The sequence below is a fragment of the Alteromonas sp. 5NW40-0090 genome (assembly GCF_057552975.1).
The window spans coordinates 138,020-159,718 of record NZ_BAAJLT010000013.1; the positions used below are offsets into that span (position 1 = coordinate 138,020).

Genomic DNA, 21,699 nt, shown 5'->3' on the forward strand with positions numbered 1-21,699 from the left:
TAACGCGTATTAATCGTCCATTGAAAAAACCGTGCTTAGCACGGTTTTTTGTTTTTTAAAGTATAAATGTGAGTGTTTACTTACAGGCGAGCTCGCAACCAGCTTTGTGTTGCAGCCAGCACTCATTAGCTAGCTCGGCACTAATCAGAGGGTGGGACTTTAGCCAACCTTCTGGGAAGGTAAGTGTCCACTTACTATCATCGCAGCTTAGAGAAACTTCAGGAATATGCTTGTTCTGACGGCGTAGACATAATACAACAGCAATCCTTAATATTCGAAGTAAGCCTTTTAGCATAGGGCGGTAATCTTCGTGATACTTTTCGAAAATTTGAGTGTTAATGGTTAAGCGATGTTGCGCTACTAAATCGCGAATTGCTGAACGCTGTAATCGAGTAAAGCCAGGTAAATCGATATGACTTAGAATATATTCACCGTGCTCGTGGTGACGTTTATATTCAATATGAAGGCCGATTTCATGTAACTGCGCTGCGGCGCCCAAAATGGTTTCGGTATCTAGGTGACAAATATTTTGTTGAGCACAAAGCTGATGGCATAGCCCAAGTGCCACATGACGAACGGAATTCGCGTGATTTTTGTCGATATGATAACGCTGTTTTGCTTGGTTAAGCGTTTGCTGGCGTCTATCGTTTTCTGTGACATTATCTAACATTCCATAGATAAGCCCTTCACGCAGGGCGCCGCCAGAAATGTTCATGTGCTTAATATTTAGTGCTTCAAACAGGCTGATCAAAATGGCTAAGCCTGAAGGGAAAATAGCTTTTCTGTTGTCTTCTAAGCCGTCAATATCAAGGCTTTTAATACTGCCACATTCAATACATTGCTTTTCAAGGTGATACAGGTAGTCTAAGCGGATAGCGTCGCTGATGCCTTGGGCCACCAAAATTTCGGTAATAGCCTGCGGCGTGCCAGATGCACCTAAACAATTTTCCCAGTCAAAACATAAGAAAGCGTTCGATACATTGGCAATGAGCGAATGCGCTGCTTGCTTAGCGTTTTGGAAATTACTTTCAGTTATTTTACCGCCTGTAAAATAGCGCTCCATAAAAGTCACGCAGCCCATATCCAAACTTTTCAGATGAATCGGTTGCATGTCGTTCCCGATGATGATTTCGGTACTCGCGCCGCCAATATCAATAACTAAGCTATTGCCTTGGTTGGCTGATGTATAGGCTACACCAAGGTAAATTTGGCGGGCTTCTTCTTCACCGCTAATCACGTCAAGCTTGTGATTAAGGATCTCTTCTGCTTTACGAATGAAAATATGCGCATTGGTTGCTAGTCGCAACGTAGCGGTAGCAACAATTTTTATGTTAGAGGGAGGGATGTCCTGCAGGCGCTCCGAAAATACTTGCAGGCATTGCCAGCCGCGTTCCATGCTTACGTCATCCAGTGCTAGGTCATCATCTAAACCTGCTGCCAGGCGCACTTTCTGTTTAATTTTCCCTATTATTTGCACACTGCCATTAACAACGTGAACAATCACCATGTGAAAGCTGTTAGAGCCTAAGTCTACGGCAGCGTAATACTCACCGTAAGTTTGTGCGTCGTGCTGGAGTTCTGCCTGCATAAAATCTCGTTTCTTATTAACTACCTTTCGCTTTATTACTGCGCTCAATTGTTTCGGTTTTGGGGCTTTCCTCGGCCTCTACCGTTACCACGGCGTGAAGAATTGCGGTTGTTAGGCGTACGTCTTCTACGTGGTTTTGGAGGCGTTACATCATCAAGTAGGGCGCTGCGGTCGTAATCGGTAACCGGTATTGCCTTTTGGATGTATTGCTCAATAGCAGGTAGATTTAGTGCGTACTTCTCGCATGCAAAACTAATCGCGACACCACTTTGTCCCGCGCGTCCGGTTCGACCGATTCGGTGTACATAGTCTTCCGCATCGTCAGGCAAGTCATAGTTAAATACGTGGGTGACCGCATCAATATGAAGGCCGCGCGCTGCAACGTCGGTTGCAACCAGAATGTCTAGGTTACCTTTAGTAAAATCTTCTAAGATCCCTAAGCGTTTCTTCTGCGGTACATCGCCGCTTAGCAAGCCTACGCGATGGCCATCAGCGGTAAGCCAGTCGGTGACTTTTTCACAGCTGTTTTTTGTATTTGCAAAGACAATTGCCTTTTCCGGCCACTCTTCTTCTAGAAGCGTAAGAAGAAGCAGCATCTTGTCATCATCAGATGGATAGAACAGCTCTTGAGACACGCGGGTCGCGGTTGTTTGCTCTGGGGCAACCTGAACATGAGTCGGGTTGTTCATGTGCTCGTAGGCAAGTTCTTGTACGCGATAGCTAAGCGTTGCTGAAAACAGCATGCTTAAACGTTCGCTTGCAGGTGGCATACGGCGGAATAAAAAGCGGATATCTTTAATAAAGCCCAAATCGAACATGCGATCGGCTTCATCAAGTACGGCAACCTGAATATTCTTCAGCGTGAACACATTTTGCTTGTAGTAATCAAGAATGCGTCCTGTCGTACCAATTATAATATCTACCCCTTCTTCCAAAGTTTCGCGTTGACTTTGGTAACCTTCGCCCCCATAAATCAAACCAAGCGACAATCCAGTATGCTCACTAAGAAGTTTGGCGTCGTTATAAATTTGAACGGCGAGTTCTCTGGTCGGCGCCATAATAATTGCGCGAGGGCCATTTGATTTGCTGTTATCTGCATTTTCTGCTTTGCTTAGCAAATAGTGAAATGTAGCTACCAAAAAGGCAATGGTTTTACCAGTTCCGGTTTGAGCCTGACCTGCAATGTCGTGACCTTCTAATAAAGGAGGCAGTGCAAGTGCTTGAATTGGTGTACAATGTGAAAAATTAGCTGCCGCCAAGGCGTCAACAACCTTGCCGTTAATCGGCAGGTCAGAAAAGTGAGTATCAGTTAAGTGAGTAGGCATAGCTTATAGCTTATCAGTGCTTGCATTAAAAAACAGTTTCTATATAACACTTATGGTCGGGCTGAGACAAATCAGCGACAGACCAATAATGGAGAAAAGAATGAGCGACAAAATTATCCAGTTATCTGACGATAAATTCGAAGCAGATGTTATCAATGCTGAAGGTCCTGTACTGGTTGACTTCTGGGCCGAATGGTGTGGCCCGTGTAAAATGATCGCACCAATCTTGGAAGAAGTTGCGACCGAGTTTGATGGCAAGTTAACAGTTGGCAAGTTGAATGTCGATGAAAATAACGAAACTCCACCTAAATATGGTATTCGTGGTATTCCTACATTGCTACTTTTCAAAAACGGTAACGTTGCAGCAACTAAAGTTGGCGCGCTATCCAAAGCTCAATTAACAGAGTTTCTTAACGAAAATCTTTAATAGCTATAAAACAAAAAACCGGCGCGAGTAAAGCGCCGGTTTTTATTTAAAACACAGGTACTTGCATTCCATATTGGAAAAGGGCACAACAATTTATTTAACATTTGGGCGGTAAAACGCTGGACGTTGGTTAAATATAGTGCTAACTTTTCTAAAGCGCTCATCCGAGCAGCATTCTGCTTACGCCCATATCCGGGTGATATCAAATCTAAACTAGAACAGAGTGACTTTAAGTCCTGTAAGCGAAGTTCAAGCACAAAGACCCACCAGTATGAATTTAACTGAATTAAAGAACAAACCAATAAGCGAGTTGGTTAACCTGGCCGAGGAAATGGGCCTGGAAAACATGGCGCGCGCCAGAAAACAAGACATCATTTTCTCAATCCTAAAGACGCACGCAAAAAGCGGTGAAGACATCTTTGGTGACGGGGTATTAGAAATTTTACAGGACGGTTTCGGCTTCCTACGCTCAGCTGATTCATCGTATCTTGCAGGACCAGACGATATTTACGTATCGCCAAGCCAAATCCGACGCTTTAACCTGCGTACAGGTGATACGATTGCCGGAAAAATTCGTCCGCCAAAAGACAGCGAGCGTTACTTTGCCCTACTAAAAATTCGCGAAGTTAACTTCGATAAGCCTGAAAATTCACGTAACAAAATTCTTTTTGAAAACCTTACACCACTGCACGCAGCAGACCGCTTGCGTATGGAGCGTGGTAATGGCTCGACCGAAGACATTACGGCTCGTGTACTGGATTTGGCGTCGCCAATCGGTAAAGGCCAGCGTGGTCTTATCGTAGCGCCACCTAAGGCCGGTAAAACCCTTCTTCTTCAGAATATTGCCCAGTCAATTGCTGCTAACCACCCAGATTGTGAGTTAATGGTATTGCTTATTGATGAGCGTCCGGAAGAAGTAACCGAAATGCACCGCCTTGTACAAGGCGAAGTAGTGGCATCAACCTTCGATGAGCCAGCAAGTCGTCACGTACAAGTGGCTGAAATGGTTATCGAAAAAGCTAAGCGTCTTGTCGAACACAAAAAAGACGTGGTTATCCTGCTTGACTCTATCACCCGTCTTGCCCGCGCTTACAACACGGTAATACCTTCATCAGGTAAAGTACTTACTGGTGGTGTTGACGCGAATGCACTTCACAAGCCCAAGCGTTTCTTTGGTGCCGCCCGTAATGTTGAAGAAGGCGGAAGCTTAACTATTATCGCAACAGCGCTTATCGATACCGGCTCTAAAATGGATGAAGTTATCTACGAAGAGTTTAAAGGTACAGGTAACATGGAATTACATCTTAACCGCAAAATCGCGGAAAAACGTGTATTCCCGGCAATCGACTTTAATCGCTCAGGTACCCGTCGTGAAGAACTGCTTACTGCGCAAGACGAACTACAGAAAATGTGGATCCTTCGCAAAATTGTTCACGAAATGTCAGAAATTGACGCCATGGACTTCCTTATCAGTAAGTTGTCGATGACCAAGACAAACGATGAGTTCTTTGACGCCATGCGTAGACAAAAAAGTTAATGAAAGCTTAGTAATAAGTTGATATTAAAAGAAAAGGCGCCACTCGGCGCCTTTTTTGTTCCCTGCATCGATAAAACACTTTTCTTATACTTCCGTCTAATACCCTCAGTCTAGTGAATGGGGTATTTTCGTCTTCTTATTGATTTTTAACAGCAATCGTTAGTTCAGTGGTGTGTTCTCCCTTGAGATGATTTACTCTGTCTAAAAAACACCAAAGGAAATAATAGTTATGTACCAGAAATTGCTGTCACTTGCATTTGCAGGGCTGGCCTCTGTCTCTGCTTCTCATGCTACTCAAATCAATGTAGATGAATTAGCCAATCAAGTAGAACCTGACGTAATTAAATGGCGTCACCACTTTCATGAATTTCCTGAACTATCGAATCGCGAGTTTAAAACCGCTCAATATGTCGCTGACTACCTTGAAAGCTTAGGTTTAGAAGTGCAAACCGGCGTTGCAAAAACGGGTGTCGTAGCTATTTTAGACTCGGGTAAGCCAGGTCCCGTTGTTGCTTTACGTGCAGACATGGATGGACTTCCCGTAAAAGAGCAAAACGACCTAGCCTATCGCTCAACGCAAATGGGCGAATATAACGGAAAAGAAGTACCGGTTATGCACGCATGTGGTCACGATACTCACATGGCAATGCTTATGGGCGCGGCAAAAATTCTTACAGAAATTAAAGACGAGCTAAAAGGTAAAGTGAAGTTTATCTTTCAGCCTGCAGAAGAGGGCGCACCCGCTGGAGAAAAAGGCGGTGCGGAAGTTATGGTCGCTGAAGGCGTACTTAAGAACCCTGATGTAGACGCTATTTTTGGCCTGCATATTAATGCCAATACCGATGTTGGTAAAGTACGTTATAACGCGGGTGGCACCATGGCCGCAGTAGACCCATTTAAAATCGTCATTCACGGTAAGCAAGCCCATGGCGCTTATCCTTGGAAGAGCGTAGACCCTGTGGTTACAGCGGCACAGATGATCATGTCTATTCAGACCATTGTCAGCCGTGAACTGAAATTGATTGACGATGCAGCAGTCGTGTCCATTGGGTCTATTCATGGCGGTAACCGTTCAAACATCATTCCTAATGAAGTAGAAATGGTTGGCACAATCCGTACGCTCAATGAAGCCGCGCGCGATCACATTTACGAATCGCTTCCACGCAAAGTAAAGGCAATAGCTGAAAGTATGGGCGCAGACGCAGAACTTACGCTTCCGCTAGATTACTATTACCCCATTACGTACAACGACCCAGAGCTGACAAAAGCTATGCTGCCTACTATGCAGCGTACCGCTGGCGTTGAGAACACATTGCTTTCTAATCCGGTCACGGGTGCAGAAGACTTTTCATTTTTTCAGGAGAAAATTCCAGGTTTGTATGTTTGGGTAGGCGGCAAGCCTTTGGATGTAACTGAAGAAGATAGCCCTGCTCACCATACACCGGAGTTTTATGTTGACGATGAAGGCATGAAATTAGGTGTGAAGCTTCTTACGAACTTCACTCTAGATTACATGGATCAACACTAAATCGACTCGCTGGAGACATGCGTTGAAAATAGGTAGTAATGCATTTTCTTTTTCATGGTCTCTGGCCTTTCAAGCACTACTTGTATGTATACTTGGTGCTGGGTTAAACGCGCTCAATCCGCCTTTTGATAGTTCGGGTATTGCGACTTTTGGCGTGGGCGCTGCGGTATACGCATCGCTTCGTTTTTCCCCTTATTTATCTATTCCCATTGCGCTGTTAATAAGCCTTCCAATGTGGCTAAGCGACGGGAGTATTGTGGGGAAAGAAAGCCTTACCTTACTGCCAATCGTGCTGAGTTTTTTCGGCTATAACAAGTCGCTGAGGCAAGTGATCAAAGTCGGCGCAGGTTTTTGGTCTATTGTCTTTTTGCCGATTTTGCTTTTAGAACACTCTCTTTACGATAGTGATAACGCTAATATGTTGTTCTCAGGTGTTTTAGTGACCTGGGTGAGCGGTGTATTTGGCCTGGTTACCGGTCATTTTGCATATCTGGCCATATACGGTCTTAAACAGCAAACCTCGAACAAATCGGAACGTATTACACTTCACTTTCTTTTCGGATACTTCTTTTCGGGTTGTTTCTTCGTTGCGTCTATGGCCGTCATTTATCTATCAGTCAGCTTGTTTCAACATCAGCAAGAGCAACAAATCCATAGCTACATGAAGCAGCGGGTGAAAGTGCTTGAGTTTCAGCTTTCAACCTTTATACGTCATCATCAAAATGCCATTATCAGTACAGCGCAAGTTCTTTCAAATTCTGCATCGAAAAATAGCTTAGAAGCAACGGCCGGCGCTAATTTACAAATTGTTGCGTCGCACAACCCTGAGTTTTTAACCTTTCTAGTAGCAGATGAAAGCGGCGACATCACACACGCTTATCCGCCAAGTATGCTGGAAAAGGCGAGAAAAAATGGCTTACCTAACGTGTCTTATCGTCCTTATTTTTACGAAGTAATGCAGTCAGGCACGCCATTCTTGTCCAATGTTTTTCAAGGCCGAGGTTTCGGCAACGACCCAATTGTCGCGCTATCTGCGCCAATCTTAGATAGTGACGGAGTGCCCAAAGGTATTGTAGAAGGTTCACTATCTTTAAAAAGTTTTAACGCAATTGATGACCTGAGCCTTGGCGGATTTTTGATGCTGATAGAAGATCAAAAAGGTGAGGTGATCTACGCATCCGATGCGCTAGCGATGAAACCGCTGACCAAAGCGCCGTTTTACTCGTGTGAACCCAATTGTGGCGTCGAAGTTGAAGAAGTTAATAATGGTTCCGGTTCCCAAGGTAGAAAGTGGCTAAGGTTCACCGAAAACCTTTCTTTTGCCAATTGGAAGGTTAGCTATTACTTCGATAAGCGGCTTTTACACGCCTCTATGAGCAGTTACTTGCTAAAAGACCTCCTGTTATTATTGGCTTTGTCTGCTTTTGGAACATTCACGGGGTATGTGGTGGCCAAAATGGTAGGCGCGCCTATTCGCCGACTTGTCCGCTACATTGCTGAGTTCGATCCTAATCAAAAAAATGGAAACAAAGCTCCGCAAAGAGCTTTGCACATCCAAGAGCTTTCGTCACTAAGCGATGAGTTTATGAGCTTGGAAGCTCGCTTACTTGGTGCGTTTGACGAACTTAAAAAAGCGAAGGAAATAGAGCAAGAATTAAATAAAGAACTTAATGAGTTGAACCAGTCTTTAGAGCAGCGCATAGAGGAAAAAACCGAGCATTTAGCGCTAGCTCTGAAAGAGGCCGAAGCCGCAAACGTGGCCAAAACTCAGTTTCTTGCCAATATGAGTCATGAGATAAGAACGCCAATGAACGGTATCGTTGGCTCATGTGATTTAATGCTAGACAATGCGTTGCCTGAGCATGTCGCAGTGAGGGCAAAAACTATCTCTCGCTCAGCGACGAACCTACTGATTATTTTGGATAGCATTTTAGATTGGTCTAAAATCGAATCTGGGAAGATGCTCTGTGACATTCAGCGTTGCGACATCCGTGAATTATTAACAGCATCCTGTGAGCTATATCGCCACACTGCGCAAGTAAAAGGCTATGATATTACGCTTCGTATTAGCAGCGATGTGCCAGAAGTCTTGAACATTGATGCTGGTAAAGTAGCTCAAATACTCAATAATTTACTAAGCAACGCCATAAAATTTACCAATGAAGGTGGGGTATCGGTTAACGTGAGTTATGCCCATCAAGGGTTGAAAGTTTCAGTCCTTGATACTGGTATCGGAATTGCGCCCGACAAATTGCACCTTATTTTCGAGAAATTCGAGCAAGCAGATGCATCGACTACGCGCCACTATGGGGGAACCGGTTTGGGGCTGGCCATATCAAAAGGGCTGATCGAATTGCTTGGCGGTGAACTCTACGTTGAAAGCGAGTTAGATGTAGGAACTAGCTTCACTTTTCATATTCCAGCCACAATCTGTGAGGGCGGCATTCAAAAACAGCGTGAAGTGCCTCCATCCTTGCCTAGTGCAATTCGTGTACTACTTGCAGAAGACAATGACATAAACGCAGACATCGTTATGGAAATGCTTAAGTCAGAGAATATCAAGTGCATTCGAACTAAAAATGGGCTAGACGCGGTGGCCGCAGAAAAAAAACACGACTTCGATGTGATTCTAATGGATTGCCAAATGCCCATTATGGACGGGCATACTGCATCAAGGCTTATTCGCGAAGAAGGCAGAAATAAAGACAAGATTAAAATCATTGCGTTGACCGCCAATGCGTTTATCGAAGACAAAAATGCCTGCTTAGAAGCAGGCATGAATGCGCATTTAAGTAAGCCTATTCGCAAGCAGGTTCTATTTGACTGTATTGCCCGTGAACTTGCTCGCGTTTGATGCTACATCAGTGTTATCGCTTGGCGCTTCGCTAACGAATCGCAGTACAATATACCCTAAGCACGCCGAAACAAGTGAGCCGGTTAAAATGCCCACACGCTCGTCAAAAATTTGATTGATACCTGTCTGTGCAAAGGCCAGTCCCCCAATGAATAAGCTCATTGTAAAGCCAACGCCGCAGAGTAGCGCACAGCCATAGATATGCTTAAAGTTTAGGTCGTCAGGTAACTTAGCCAGCTTTAGCTTCACCATTAAGTAGCAGAAGCCGAATACGCCAATTTGTTTACCCACAACCAATCCAAGAAAAATTCCGAAAGTAACAGGGTGGAAAATACCCTCTGGACTGATGTTACCAAAACTTATGCCGGCGTTAGCAAACGCGAATAAAGGTAGGATCGCGAAACTCACCGAGCCATTCAAACCGTGCTCTAGTCGCGTTACCGGAGAATAAGATGCGTCTTTCTCATCCCGCATAGGAATAAAGCCAGCAAGTACGACACCTGCCAGTGTGGCGTGAACGCCTGACTTCAACATGGCTACCCACAGAATGATTCCCACAAAAACATAAGGCGGAATATCTACCATATTGCGTTTATTCATTTGCCACAACAGCAATAAACAACCTGCAGCAATATACAGCGCACCCGCGGTAATGTGCTCGGTGTAAAACAGGGCAATAATTACGATAGCACCGATATCGTCAATAATAGCTAGGGTGACTAAGAAAACTTTCAGGCTCGTAGGTACTCGACTACCTAGTAGCGCCAAAATACCTAACGCAAACGCGATGTCAGTAGCGGCGGGAATTGCCCACCCTGCAATGGCTACGGGGTTGTCCCAGTTAATGCCTACGTATATCAAGGCGGGTAGTGCCATGCCACCTACAGCACCCGCTGCGGGTAAGATAATATCTTTGGGGTTGGCCAACTCACCTTCGCAGACTTCCCGCTTCAATTCCAAGCCCACGTGAAAGAAGAACACCGCCATTAACCCGTCGTTAATCCAAAGCAATAATGGCTTATCGATAGCCCACGTACCGGCTGATATTTGTACCGGCATACTGATTAAATGATCGTAAAGCGTATCTAGGGGAGAATTAGCAATAATGAGCGCAAGAATCGTTGCACCCATTAACAATATGCCGGGAGCGGCTTCGCGATTTAAGAAGTCAGAGACCACGTCTTGTACTTCTTCTATCACCTCATCAAGTACATCGGGTTCGTGTTTATCTGTCATCAATAACCTCTAACGCCCGTTCATGGTCAACGTCGCAAAGTGTGGAAATAAATGCGTTCGTTAATCCGTGTAGTCAGGCAACTTTTCTACATAAATTAATTATAGTTAATACGATTGACAGCGAAGAGATAGATCACCCTAATAAGAGAGTAGCCTCAACAACCCTTAAGCGAGTGGCACTATAATTGACGCCATTTCCGGTGGGATTTTGAACGGTTTTACGCTACAATCGCGGCCTTTCCAAGGTTGTCCACTTTACCTACCCCGAGGATCTCTAGATGGCAAAAGTCGCGATTGTGATGGGTTCAACTTCAGACTGGCCTACTATGCAGCAGGCCGCAAAAATGCTGAAGTCGTTTGGTGTTGAATTTGAAGCGAAGGTGGTGTCGGCGCACCGTACACCCAACTTGCTAGTAGAGTTTGCAGAAAGCGCTGCAGATGAAGGTTTTAGCGCAATCATTGCTGGCGCAGGCGGCGCAGCTCACTTACCGGGTATGATTGCTGCACACACGCATTTACCTGTGTTTGGCTGCCCGGTTAAATCAAAAGCGCTCAACGGATTAGATTCATTGCTTTCTATCGTTCAAATGCCGAAAGGTGTTGCGGTAGGTACACTGGCAATAGGTGAGGCTGGTGCAGCAAATGCGGGTCTTCTCGCGGCACAAGTTGTTGCGCTGCAAGACGAAAGCGTACGCAATGCCGTTATCGCTTTTAGAAAATCGCAAACTGATACGGTACTTGCTTCAAGCAATACGTTGGAGCTAGATGAATGAGAGTAGTCGTTTACGGCGCAGGCCAACTTGCTCAAATGATGTACCTTGCGGGAAGCCCGTTAGGTATTGACGTTCAAGCTGTGGACGTAAACAACGATACCGTTGTACATCCAGTTAGCAAAACCCCTCTTGAAATCTCACTTGCTCAAGCATTAGAAGGTGCAGATGCTCTTACCGTAGAATTTGAGCATGTACCTGAAAGGCTTCTTGAAGACGCGGCGAAAACAAACAAGTTGATGCCAAATATCGACAGCATTCTTGTTGGCGCCGATCGCGTACGTGAGAAAAAGCTGCTTGAAAGCATGCAGGTGGCAAACTGTGAACACCAAATAGTTACCGACCTTACCCAGTTAGACGATTGCGTAAAGCAGTTGGGTAGCAAACTTATTCTTAAGGCTAGCCGCGATGGCTATGACGGATATGGTCAATGGCGTTTAAGTGATGAGGCTGATTTACCTGACCTAAAAAATGCACTTCAGGGATTAGATTTGCAGACAGTGCCTTTAGTGGTTGAAAAAATGGTGGCTTTCGACAGAGAGTTGTCATTAATCGGTGTGCGCAATGCGAATGGCGACGTACGCACCTATCCACTTGCTGAAAATTTGCATCACCAAGGTCAACTTCACGTGTCGGTTGCGCCAGCGACTAACGTTGATGATGCACTTCAGGCCCAGGCTCACGATATTTTTGCGAAACTTGCTGAGGGTATGAACTACGTCGGTGTGCTGGCTGTGGAACTATTCCAAGTAGGCGACAAGCTTCTTGTCAACGAACTCGCTCCCCGTGTACACAACTCTGGGCACTGGAGCCAGTCGGGCGCTGTAACCAGTCAGTTTGAAAATCACTTACGTGCAGTCTGTGGATTGCCTCTTGGTGACACGTCAGCCATTGGCCCAAGCGCTATGGTCAACATTATTGGTTGCAGCAGCTTCTCGCGCGATTTGCTAAGCATCGATGGCAGTCATCTTCACTGGTACGGAAAATCTGTTCGTGAAAAGCGCAAGATGGGACACATCAATGTCACCACGAATAGTTATGAAAGCTTGGGTGAAAAGCTCATGGCATTGAGCAAATATTTACCACTTGAGTACTTCCCAAAATTAGTTGGTGAAGCAACGCGATTAAAAGGTTGACACCCACGCGTTTATCGCTAGAATACGCATCCGCTGTCTAGGCAGCGGTTTTTAAAGTGTGCCGACTTAGCTCAGTTGGTAGAGCAACTGACTTGTAATCAGTAGGTCGCCAGTTCGATTCCGGCAGTCGGCACCATTTTTCTTTTTTCCTATGCCAATCTTACGTACACTTGCTTACGAGTATTCATTCGGAGCAGACTGTATGTCATTTTTTTCCAAATCACTTAAACCGTTAGTTATCGTAACTGGCTTATTTTCTTTAAGCTTGTCTGCGACTATTTACGCGCATGGCAATGACCATGATAACCATCACATGCCAAAAGAGCAGCACAAGCACGCCAGTAAGCAATCAGATGTAATGGTAATGAATGGTTATGCCAGAGCGACCTTTGCTTTGGCAAAAACCGGCGCAGTGTACTTTACTTTGCATAACAATAGTGACAGCGATAAAACACTGACGTCTGTTTCAGTATCAAGCGATGTAGCAAGTGAAGCACAAATCCACACTACGGTGATGGAGGAAGACGTGATGAAAATGCGTGAGCTAACTGACGGCGTTAAGATAAAAGCGGGCGAAATGGTCTCTTTTGAATCAGGCGGCCGTCATATCATGTTGATGGGGCTGACCAAAGGATTAGAAGAGGGCAGCGAAATAGCACTAACCCTCACATTTAGCGATGCGAGCGAGCTACAAGTTTTGCTACCTGTTAAAAAAGAAACGGGCGACAGCCACCATCACCACCATTAATAGGGTGGCTGAGGCAGAATGTATAAAGTCATCGATTAATGCGATGAATGCAATCAACTAAACCGTTAATCTAAATCAAAATTTCTGTAGTACTATTAACTTATATTATTTAAACCAAGATCTTTCAGCGCCGATGAATGGACTGAAGGTAAATCTAAAAAGGGTTTTAACGTTAAGGAGTGTGACATGAGCAAGATTGATATTGGTATTTCTGAGAGCGATCGTAACGCAGTAGCAGAAGGCCTTAAAAAGCTATTGGCCGACTCTTACACTTTGTACCTTCAAACGCATAATTTTCACTGGAACGTAGAAGGTCCGCAGTTCCGTGAATTGCACCTAATGTTTGAAGAGCATTACACAGAGCTTGCCGAAGCGGTAGACGAAATTGCAGAGCGTATTCGTACGCTAGGTGTTGCTGCACCGGGCACATATAAGTCGTTCGCTGAGCTTAGTTCAATTGAAGAAGTGGAAGGTGTACCTGAAGCGACGGAAATGGTGAGATTGTTAACTCACGGTCACGAGCAAGTTGTGAAAACCTGCCGTGAGTCGTTAAAGATAGCGCAAGACGCAGACGATGAGTCATCTGCAGCATTAATTGGCGATCGTATGCGCGTTCACGAAAAAACTGCGTGGATGCTTCGCGCAACATTACCGAAGTAAATCGCTATATAAGTGCGGTGACGGTGGTTTAACATAGGCTCAATCGGCTAGGCACCTTTATCGCATAAGCAAGTGAAATTATCACAAAGGGTACAGCAGCGCTGTGCCCTTTTTTGTATACTGCCTTCCACTAAGAATAATAGAAGAAGCCTGTGTGAACGCGTGCACGGCTTTTTAAAATGAGGCTCCTAGCGATGAAACCATCAACTATTTTAGCTGTACCATTCAAACCTGTGAGCGCGCTAGCGCAGTCACTTACTTGTGTATTGGCGCTTACGATCAGCCAATCCGCTTTAGCTCACGGAGATCATAAACATGGCGAAGCGCATGAAATCACCGATAGCGATATTACCGTAACCACGCTCGCTGAAGGGCTCGTTCATCCGTGGGGAATGGCATTTTTGCCAAATGGCGATCTGCTAGTTACGGAACGTGAAGGTGGCATTCAGCGTTTATCAAAAGACGGTAAGTTATCAGGACGCCTAAGTAATGTGCCTGAGGTGGTTGCGCAAAACCAAGGTGGTATGTTGGACATCGCTATCGACCCGGATTTTGCCAGCAATAACACTATCTACTTCTGTTACAGCAAAGCGAGTGAGGTAGAGGGGAAGCCGGGCAGCAGTAGCAGTGTTGCAAAGGCTAAGCTTACCGACTCAGGCCTTGAAAATGTTGACGTTATCTTTAGTGCCGACTCAATTGTCGATAACGGCTTTCACTTTGGCTGTCGTTTAGCGTTCGATGCTAAAAAGCATTTGTACGTCACCATGGGCGACCGTTATAAGTATATGAAAGAAGCACAGAATACCGATAACCACTTCGGTAAAATTGTACGCATAAACCGTGACGGCAGCGCAGTAGAAGATAACCCTTTCACAGACGGCAAAGCCCCTGAAATATTCAGCTATGGTCACCGCAACGTGCAAGGCGTTACTATTCATCCTGAAACTGGCGCGGTATGGGCAATGGAGCATGGCCCAAAAGGTGGTGATGAAATCAATATCCTTGAACGCGGTGCAAACTACGGTTGGCCTGTGATTACCTATGGCGTTGACTATAGTGGCGACATTATCAGCGACAAAACCCATATGGATGGTATGAAGCAGCCTTGGTTGTACTGGGACCCGTCTATTGCACCAAGCGGCCTAACCTTCTACCAAGGCGACATGTTTAAAGAGTGGAACGGCGATATATTAGTGGGTTCGTTGAAATTTACCCACCTTCGCCGTATCAAGGTAGAAGATGGAAAGCCCGAAGAGCAGTTTGAATATGTTCGTGACAATCACGCCCGTATTCGCGACGTTGAAGTTGGCCCAGAAGGTGCCATTTACTTACTGACCGATGCTCCGAACGGCAAAGTATTAAAGCTAACCAAATAACGTAGAATGAGAAAAGGCGCCACTTCGTTTACCGCTGGGCGCCTTTTTACTTTCTGTGATATTTGGCTCTAGCTAGATATAGCTATTCGCCATCCTTTTCCTTCTTGTAGCGCTCAAACCACGCCACAATATTTCCTACTTTTTGTATTAAGCGAGAAGGGCGACTTGCAATGCCGTGCGAAGCCCCTGGAATCCGCACCATTGCAGCATCTACGCCCTGTAACTTCAAGGCTTGATAATACTGCTCTGTCTCGCTAATTGGCGTACGGTGATCGGCTTCACCGGTTAGCAACATGGTTGGTGTTACCACGTTGCCCACCAGACTTAGCGGACTGCGCTGCCATAACTTCTCGGCAATATTCCACGGCATATCTGCCATCCAGTAGTTGCTGAAGTACGGGTATGCGTCGGCAGTCAACGAAAAGCTTACCCAATTAATGACCGGCTTAGCCACAACAGCTGCGCTAAAGCGATCAGTTTTTCCAATAGACCAGGCGGTCAGTGTGCCGCCACCTGAGCCACCAGTAATAAACAAGTTCTCTGAATCTACATAGCCTTGTTTAACAACTGCGTCTACCACGTCCATTAGGTCGTTATAATCTTCTGATGGGTAGTTATGGTGGATCAAATTACCAAAGTCTTCACCGTAAGAGCTGCTGCCCCTTGGGTTAGCCCATACCACGACATAACCTTGCGCGGCCATTAGCTGAATTTCCATGGCAAAATGAGGGCCGTAGGCAGCATGAGGACCACCGTGAATTTCTAAAATCAGCGGGTATTTTTTGCTGCTATCGAATCCTGGTGGCAAAGCAATCCATGCGTCGATAGGTAGCTCGTCCACACTTGATACTACGGAAAGGTCTTGTACTTCTGCCAGCGTTTTATGACCAAGTGCATCGCTGTTTAAATCGGTGAGTTGCGTATCGTCTTTGCCTTTTCTATAAAGCGCCAGGTCGCCAGGCACAGTGCGGCTTGCCGTGGTGTAAACAATGTCACCTTTATCACTAACGGCGAAGTCGCCCGACGTGTAAGGGCGTCCAAACGCTTGTCCACCTATGCTAACGTCGATTGGTTTCACATCGCCTTTCAGGTTCACCGCAGCAAGTTTAGTTTCGCCATGATCAAGGTATGAAAAGATTAATCCTCGGCTGTCTTTGCGCCATTCAAACTTGCCTAGGCTTCTATCTAATGACGTAGTTAAACGGGTGATGTCACCACTTTCAAGCTCAAGTACAACTAGGTCGCCATTCTGATAAGAAAGCTTTCTGTCGTTGAGCTGAGTAAACGCCAAGTATTTTCCGTCGGGACTCAAGGTTGGTCTACCTTCAGGCCCTTCAATATCGGTAACTTGTTCAACTGCCGCTGTATTCACATTCACTTTATAGATGTCGCTAAACAAAGGGTGCAGCGCGTAGTCTTCTCGTTGTGGTGTGGCAAAATAAATCCAGTCATTCTCTTTAGAAAAAGAAAGGGGGCCGCCGCTAGGGAATTTTCCAGTTGTTAATTGACGCGGCGTACCGCCTTCAACAGGCAGAACAAATATCTGGTCAAAGCCTTCGCGCAAATAGCCTCTTCCGTCACCTCTATACTGCACCGCATCAATAAAGGTGCCTTGGTCAGCCCACTTTGCTCCTTTAGGCTTGCTCGGCATGCCGGTAAACAATAGCTTTTGTTTTTCTTCGGTAAACTGGGTGAAGGCTAAGGTTTTGCTGTCATGAGACCAGGTTAACTGACGAGGCGCTTCGCTGGTGTTGGTCAAGCGCACAGACTGCATGGTATCTAAGTAATAAAGATGGATTTGTGCGCGGCCGTTGACCGATTTTGTATATGCCACCATTTTACCGTTGGGAGATAAGGTAGCCTGTGACAAGTTTTCATCTACACCAATAAACGGGCGATGCTCACCGGATTTAATATTTACTTGCCACAGTCGGCTTTGTCTTCCGTCAGTCATAACATCCATGCTCTGACGAGAATAAATTACCGTATCCTTATTAAGAAACTGTGGGTTGGCCACAAATTCTAAGTTAAAGGTGTCATCGTATGTAAGCGCATTTAAGCTAGTCGAATCAGAGGCAGATTCCTGCACTGCATTGGCCTGACTTATACCTAAAACCAATAGTGATAATGCAGTCGAGGTAACACATAAGCCTTTTCGTACTGGTCGAAAGGCGAAACGAGACGCAAACATAGTTGTTCCTTTTGTTATTGTTTTTTGCGCTGAGCGCGATAGGTAGAATGTTCGCTGTCGTGTGTTTAGCGTAAATCCTAACGCAAATGTAGCAACCTGCGAACCTTGTCTCTAACCATATCGCTTTCGTTTCTCTTATGTAAAGCGCGTGCGGTGAAGAGGCTGGATTGTCCGTTAAAAGTACATATCCAACATTAAGCGCAACGTTTAACAACGCAGAGCGCTAGCAATGGCGGTTATCATTATTAATAGAAGGCTGGCCGTACTTTAAGTCATTTGAGCTTTATTCGCCTTTAAGACTAATTTTGCCCACAAGAATATCTTTAAACATGACCCAGTCGCCCATTAGGCTGTAAAGCGGGTGTTTAAATGTCGCAGGGCGATTTTTCTCAAAGAAGAAATGACCTACCCAAGCGAAACCGTAACCTACTAGCGGAATAAACCACAGTAGCGACCAGCTAGCCATAAATACTGCAAGTGCTATAACGCCGAGAACCAGCCACGAGCCGATAAAATGAAGCGTGCGGCATGTACTATCTCTATGTTCATTTAAATAAAACGGGTAAAACTCTTTGAATGAAGAAAAATGCGTGTCAGCGCTTGTTTGTGTAGACATAAAACCCTCTCGGCCATAAGCATGTATTTTATAGAAGTAGAGTGACTTAGTAGCAGTAGTTTACACTACGTTAACATTCTATTCTGAAATAGATTGTCGTGAATACGACAAAAAGAGAATGAGTTTTTGCAAACATGCGTGCTCACTGGCGCAGATCCAACAAAGTGGCGAATTAAGAGGCGCTTCCTAGTGCAAGGCGCGGTGACCAAAGATAGCCTACCTTAACCTTGTAATTTCAGGCCGTCTGCCCCATATTCCTCTCAATACAAGAAATTAAAGGCCTGCGTTATGGAAAATCTCGTTGCGAATAGCCAAGCAACCATCGTAGATATTACGGTAGAAAACTTTCAACAAATCATCATTGAAGCGTCGCAAGATAAGCTGGTGCTAATCGATTTTTGGGCAGATTGGTGCGAGCCCTGTAAAGATCTTATGCCTATTTTGGAAAAGCTGGCGGGTGAATATAGCCAGCACTTGATCCTGGCTAAAGTAGACTGCGAAGCCCAGCAAGAAGTCGCTGCACAGTTTGGTATTAGAAGTCTACCAACGGTGATGGTGGTGCAAAATGGTCAACCAGTCGATGGCTTTGCGGGTGTGCAACCTGAGCAGCAAATTCGCGAAATGCTCGCTAAATATTTACCTAATCCTGAAGACGATCTACTTGCCACTGCTGGCAAAGCGATTCAGCAAGGTGATTATGCAGAGGCACTGCCCGCAGCTAAAGAAGCCCTAGCGCTTAACCCAGATAATGTAAACGCTAAATATATGCTTATTGATTGCTATATCGAGACCGGCTCTATCGATACAGCCAAAGCGTTATTGGAAGAAATTAAGTTGGTTGATCAAGACTCTCGCTATAAGAGCTTAGTGGGAAAAATTGAATTGGCAGAACAAGCCGCCGACACGCCTGAAATACGCCAACTTCAAGCAGCGGTAGAGGCGAACCCAGACGACTTGCAGCTTAAAGTTGATTTAGCGGTACAGTTGCAGCAAGCGAACAAAGCACAAGATGCACTAGAACTTCTTTATAGTGTGTTAAAGAAAGAACTTGGGTTTGGTGACGCCAGAAAGATAATGATGGATATGATGAATGCGCTTGCCGACGGCGACCCGCTTAAATCCGAATATCGCCGCAAAGTATATAGTTTATTGTATTGAGCTTTTAAAGCGCTTTAGAAGTAGTTAAAGCTTGAAAACGGTCATTTTAACTTCAATAAATGGGACGTGCGACTTTGTGCTGGTGAATTGAAAACTGTAATTATGTGCTTTTATTTTTTCATCAGCGCATTGATAAACCCATTTACTAAGGCTGAACAATAGGGGAAAAACCTTCTTTGTGCAGCCAGTTTAGAGCTTGAAAGTACTTTTGAAAATATTCTCGTTCGTAGTTGCTTGATTCAAAATCCCGTTGTTTAGATGGGTGCGTTCTTTCTAACTGGGCTCGCCTTACCATGCCAGTCTCCAGCACATAAGCAGAGCGAGTTAATCCTCGCGAAATGTTCACTTTAATTGCCTCGGCTAACTGAGTTTGGCAATCTGGGGTAGATAACACCCAGCGGCGACCGTCCATCAGAGCGGCCCAAGGCTTATTATCGAACCTAACAATTAGCTCATGCATTTCTTCAATAAAAAATTCGGTTGTCTTTAGGTTCCACGCCCCTGTGGCGAATACCTCAAGAACATTACCTGAGACATCCAATGAATAATTTCCGTATTTAGGGAAACGCATAAAATACCTTTAATGTGTGTCTGCGTGGAACAGACCAAGCTTGCTAACTCGAAAAACTAAATAACTCACCCTTATATGATATAGCAGAGTTCTCAAGATTTGCAGTGGATATAGATATATAGGAAATATCATCAAGCGTACTAATTTGGGCAAAACTATTTACACCTAATTTGTAAATAAATGTTTTGTTACAGGCGCAGATTCATGCGAAAAATGAAGAAGTCTGTTAGGGTTTACGCAGTTTTTATATTGGGCAATAGAGCATGTCATATCAGCAGTTTTATACAGGTTTTCTTAATGCCAACAAGGGTAAACAGCATTACGCGTGTCATAGCCACTATTTCTGGCCCGATTGCACACGCGATGCAATGCTCAACTACTGGGATGACAGCGCTAAGTATGTTGACGAAAAATGGGGATATTTCTTCCAAACTTTGGTGCCAGAGCTACAGCAACGCATTAGCAACATGCTGAATACTGGTGCGCCACAGCAAATCGTTTTTGCGCCCAATACCCATGAGCTGCTTTATCGCGTAATGAGCTGCATCGATAGCACTGCGCCTTTTAAAGTCGTGTCGACAGACAGCGAATTTCACAGTTTTCAGCGCCAAGCGAGTAGGCTGCAAGAGCAGGGGGCGATAGAACTTATTACCGTACCTACTAAACCCTACAATACGTTTGCATCGCGCTTTAAGGCCGCCATTGCCGAACACGATCCCGAGCTGGTTTTCTTTAGTCAGGTGTTTTTTAATTCCGGATACGTGGTGAACGATGTTACAGATATCGTAAATAGCGTAACTAACGACAATACACTTATTGTGGTTGATGGCTATCACGGGTTTATGGCAAAGCCTACCGATATAGCGGACATTGCCCACCGAGCCTTTTATCTTGCCGGTAGTTACAAATATGCTCAGGCAGGAGAGGGCGCATGTTTTGCGCACGTACCCGTGGGCTGTGAGCTAAGACCTGCTTACACAGGCTGGTTTGCAGAGTTTGGCGAGCTAGATAAGCCTCGCAAAGTTGGCGGCAAAGAGGGCGTTCAATATAGTCTAGATGGAATGCGCTTTGCTGGTGCGACCATGGATTTTACCGCGCTCTACAGATTAAGAGCCGTGCTTCGTATGTTCGACGACAATGGCATTGATGTAGCCACTATCAACGATTACGTAATGGGCATGCAGCGCACATTTCTAGAGAAACTTGCTACCTGCAACCATCCCTTGTTAAATGAAAAACATCTAGCAGTAAGTGATGAAGCAAACCGAGGGCACTTTCTTACCTTTGAATTAGAAAGTGCCGATGAAACAAAAGCCCTTGCTTCAGCGCTTAAAGAGCGCCATATCCTTACCGATTTTAGAGGGAATCGCTTACGGTTTGGTTTTGGTCTGTACCACACCCCTGAGTACATTGATTTAACCGCACTGAATCAGAAAGCGTAAGTCGTTGCTTTAAACATACGTAAATATTAACGTCACACTTATTTAAGGATAGTTTTATGGAGTGGCTACTACCCGCTTTAGCGTTGGTACTTATTATAGAAGGAATAGGGCCGCTTCTTTTTCCAAATAAATGGCGCAATTATTTACTTCAGATAAGCCAACAGCCCAGCAATCAACTGCGTCAAATTGGCGGAACCTTTGTGATAATAGGCGCACTACTGCTGTTTTATTTCAGTTGAGTTAGCGCCCAGAACTAGGCATTAAAAGGTGCGAAGCGGTGTGAAAACGGACCTCACCAAACTCTGCCGCACGCTTTACCATAATAAATAGTACGAAAAGGAGCACGACTTTACCGTTGACTGAAAAGTGTGCTCTTAAACCTGTATTCAACATTCAGAGGTATATTTTCAGCCCTTTGAATACCACATTAGCTTTTAAGCATCCAATGCCCGTGAATAATAGCAAAACGTTATATAAATGGGTGTAGTGCAAACTGCGGTAGACCGTCTGTTCAGCTTTTATATCAGGTAATGTTT

At 45.0% G+C, this 21,699-nt stretch carries 18 protein-coding genes and 1 tRNA gene; 13 read left to right on the forward strand and 6 right to left on the reverse strand.

Features of this window, described 5'->3' with window-relative positions; translation table 11 throughout:
- Positions 1-76: 76 nt before the first annotated feature.
- On the reverse strand, positions 77-1,588 hold the full coding sequence (locus AC27KT_RS16470) for a Ppx/GppA phosphatase family protein (protein ID WP_487131760.1): 1,512 nt from the start codon (positions 1,586-1,588) through the stop codon (positions 77-79).
- Positions 1,589-1,632: 44 nt separating this feature from the next.
- Positions 1,633-2,913: an ATP-dependent RNA helicase RhlB gene (gene rhlB / locus AC27KT_RS16475; protein WP_487131762.1), complete on the reverse strand. Its 1,281-nt coding sequence runs from the start codon at positions 2,911-2,913 to the stop codon at positions 1,633-1,635.
- A 100-nt stretch (positions 2,914-3,013) separates the two neighbouring features.
- Between rhlB and trxA (AC27KT_RS16480) the strand changes: the two genes are divergently transcribed.
- From trxA (AC27KT_RS16480) to AC27KT_RS16495, 4 genes are all read left to right on the forward strand, one after another.
- Positions 3,014-3,340: a thioredoxin TrxA gene (trxA, locus tag AC27KT_RS16480; RefSeq protein WP_012517074.1), complete on the forward strand. Its 327-nt coding sequence runs from the start codon at positions 3,014-3,016 to the stop codon at positions 3,338-3,340.
- Between the two features lie 271 nt (positions 3,341-3,611).
- Positions 3,612-4,877 (forward strand): transcription termination factor Rho, encoded by a 1,266-nt coding sequence (rho, locus tag AC27KT_RS16485; RefSeq protein ID WP_014948094.1) that lies wholly within the window; start codon positions 3,612-3,614, stop codon positions 4,875-4,877.
- Positions 4,878-5,106: 229 nt separating this feature from the next.
- Entirely contained in the window at positions 5,107-6,405 is a 1,299-nt protein-coding gene (locus AC27KT_RS16490; RefSeq protein WP_487131765.1) for an amidohydrolase, read from the forward strand.
- A gap of 22 nt (positions 6,406-6,427) precedes the next feature.
- On the forward strand, positions 6,428-9,259 hold the full coding sequence (locus AC27KT_RS16495) for an ATP-binding protein (RefSeq protein ID WP_487131767.1): 2,832 nt from the start codon (positions 6,428-6,430) through the stop codon (positions 9,257-9,259).
- On the opposite strand, the gene nhaA is transcribed toward AC27KT_RS16495, so the two are convergent.
- Positions 9,221-10,495: a Na+/H+ antiporter NhaA gene (gene nhaA / locus AC27KT_RS16500; RefSeq protein WP_487131769.1), complete on the reverse strand. Its 1,275-nt coding sequence runs from the start codon at positions 10,493-10,495 to the stop codon at positions 9,221-9,223. The two genes, AC27KT_RS16495 and nhaA, sit on opposite strands and share 39 nt — an antisense overlap.
- A gap of 278 nt (positions 10,496-10,773) precedes the next feature.
- On the opposite strand from nhaA, the gene purE reads away from it, so the two are divergent.
- The 6 genes from purE to AC27KT_RS16530 all read left to right on the forward strand — a co-directional run bounded on the left by purE (position 10,774) and on the right by AC27KT_RS16530 (position 15,185).
- Entirely contained in the window at positions 10,774-11,268 is a 495-nt protein-coding gene (gene purE / locus AC27KT_RS16505; RefSeq protein WP_014948098.1) for a 5-(carboxyamino)imidazole ribonucleotide mutase, read from the forward strand.
- Positions 11,265-12,401, forward strand: coding sequence for a 5-(carboxyamino)imidazole ribonucleotide synthase (locus AC27KT_RS16510; protein WP_487131771.1), 1,137 nt, complete (start codon positions 11,265-11,267; stop codon positions 12,399-12,401). The genes purE and AC27KT_RS16510 overlap by 4 nt, the downstream gene beginning before the upstream one ends.
- Before the next feature lie 60 nt (positions 12,402-12,461).
- Positions 12,462-12,537, forward strand: a tRNA-Thr gene (locus AC27KT_RS16515).
- A 66-nt stretch (positions 12,538-12,603) separates the two neighbouring features.
- Positions 12,604-13,149: a copper chaperone PCu(A)C gene (locus AC27KT_RS16520; RefSeq protein ID WP_487131773.1), complete on the forward strand. Its 546-nt coding sequence runs from the start codon at positions 12,604-12,606 to the stop codon at positions 13,147-13,149.
- A 186-nt stretch (positions 13,150-13,335) separates the two neighbouring features.
- Entirely contained in the window at positions 13,336-13,809 is a 474-nt protein-coding gene (locus AC27KT_RS16525; RefSeq protein ID WP_487131775.1) for a Dps family protein, read from the forward strand.
- Positions 13,810-14,003: 194 nt separating this feature from the next.
- Positions 14,004-15,185, forward strand: a complete 1,182-nt coding sequence (locus tag AC27KT_RS16530) for a PQQ-dependent sugar dehydrogenase (protein WP_487131777.1) — start codon at positions 14,004-14,006, stop codon at positions 15,183-15,185.
- Between the two features lie 82 nt (positions 15,186-15,267).
- Here the strand turns inward: AC27KT_RS16530 and AC27KT_RS16535 are convergent, their stop codons facing one another.
- Both AC27KT_RS16535 and AC27KT_RS16540 read right to left on the reverse strand, forming a co-directional pair.
- Positions 15,268-17,376: a S9 family peptidase gene (locus tag AC27KT_RS16535; protein ID WP_487131779.1), complete on the reverse strand. Its 2,109-nt coding sequence runs from the start codon at positions 17,374-17,376 to the stop codon at positions 15,268-15,270.
- 283 nt (positions 17,377-17,659) lie between these two features.
- Positions 17,660-17,992: an Mpo1-like protein gene (locus AC27KT_RS16540; protein ID WP_487131781.1), complete on the reverse strand. Its 333-nt coding sequence runs from the start codon at positions 17,990-17,992 to the stop codon at positions 17,660-17,662.
- Between the two features lie 288 nt (positions 17,993-18,280).
- On the opposite strand from AC27KT_RS16540, the gene trxA (AC27KT_RS16545) reads away from it, so the two are divergent.
- Positions 18,281-19,150: a thioredoxin gene (gene trxA / locus AC27KT_RS16545; protein WP_487131783.1), complete on the forward strand. Its 870-nt coding sequence runs from the start codon at positions 18,281-18,283 to the stop codon at positions 19,148-19,150.
- A 145-nt stretch (positions 19,151-19,295) separates the two neighbouring features.
- Here trxA (AC27KT_RS16545) and AC27KT_RS16550 read toward each other — a convergent pair whose 3' ends face one another.
- Complete coding sequence (locus tag AC27KT_RS16550; RefSeq protein ID WP_487131785.1) at positions 19,296-19,721, reverse strand: hypothetical protein; 426 nt, start codon at positions 19,719-19,721, stop codon at positions 19,296-19,298.
- Between the two features lie 263 nt (positions 19,722-19,984).
- Here AC27KT_RS16550 and AC27KT_RS16555 point away from each other — a divergent pair, with 263 nt between their 5' ends.
- Both AC27KT_RS16555 and AC27KT_RS16560 read left to right on the forward strand, forming a co-directional pair.
- Positions 19,985-21,163: an aminotransferase class V-fold PLP-dependent enzyme gene (locus AC27KT_RS16555; RefSeq protein WP_487131787.1), complete on the forward strand. Its 1,179-nt coding sequence runs from the start codon at positions 19,985-19,987 to the stop codon at positions 21,161-21,163.
- 56 nt (positions 21,164-21,219) lie between these two features.
- Positions 21,220-21,402 carry a DUF2065 domain-containing protein gene (locus tag AC27KT_RS16560; RefSeq protein WP_487131789.1) on the forward strand — a complete coding sequence of 61 codons (183 nt, stop codon included), beginning with the start codon at positions 21,220-21,222 and terminating at the stop codon, positions 21,400-21,402.
- Positions 21,403-21,699 lie beyond the last annotated feature (297 nt).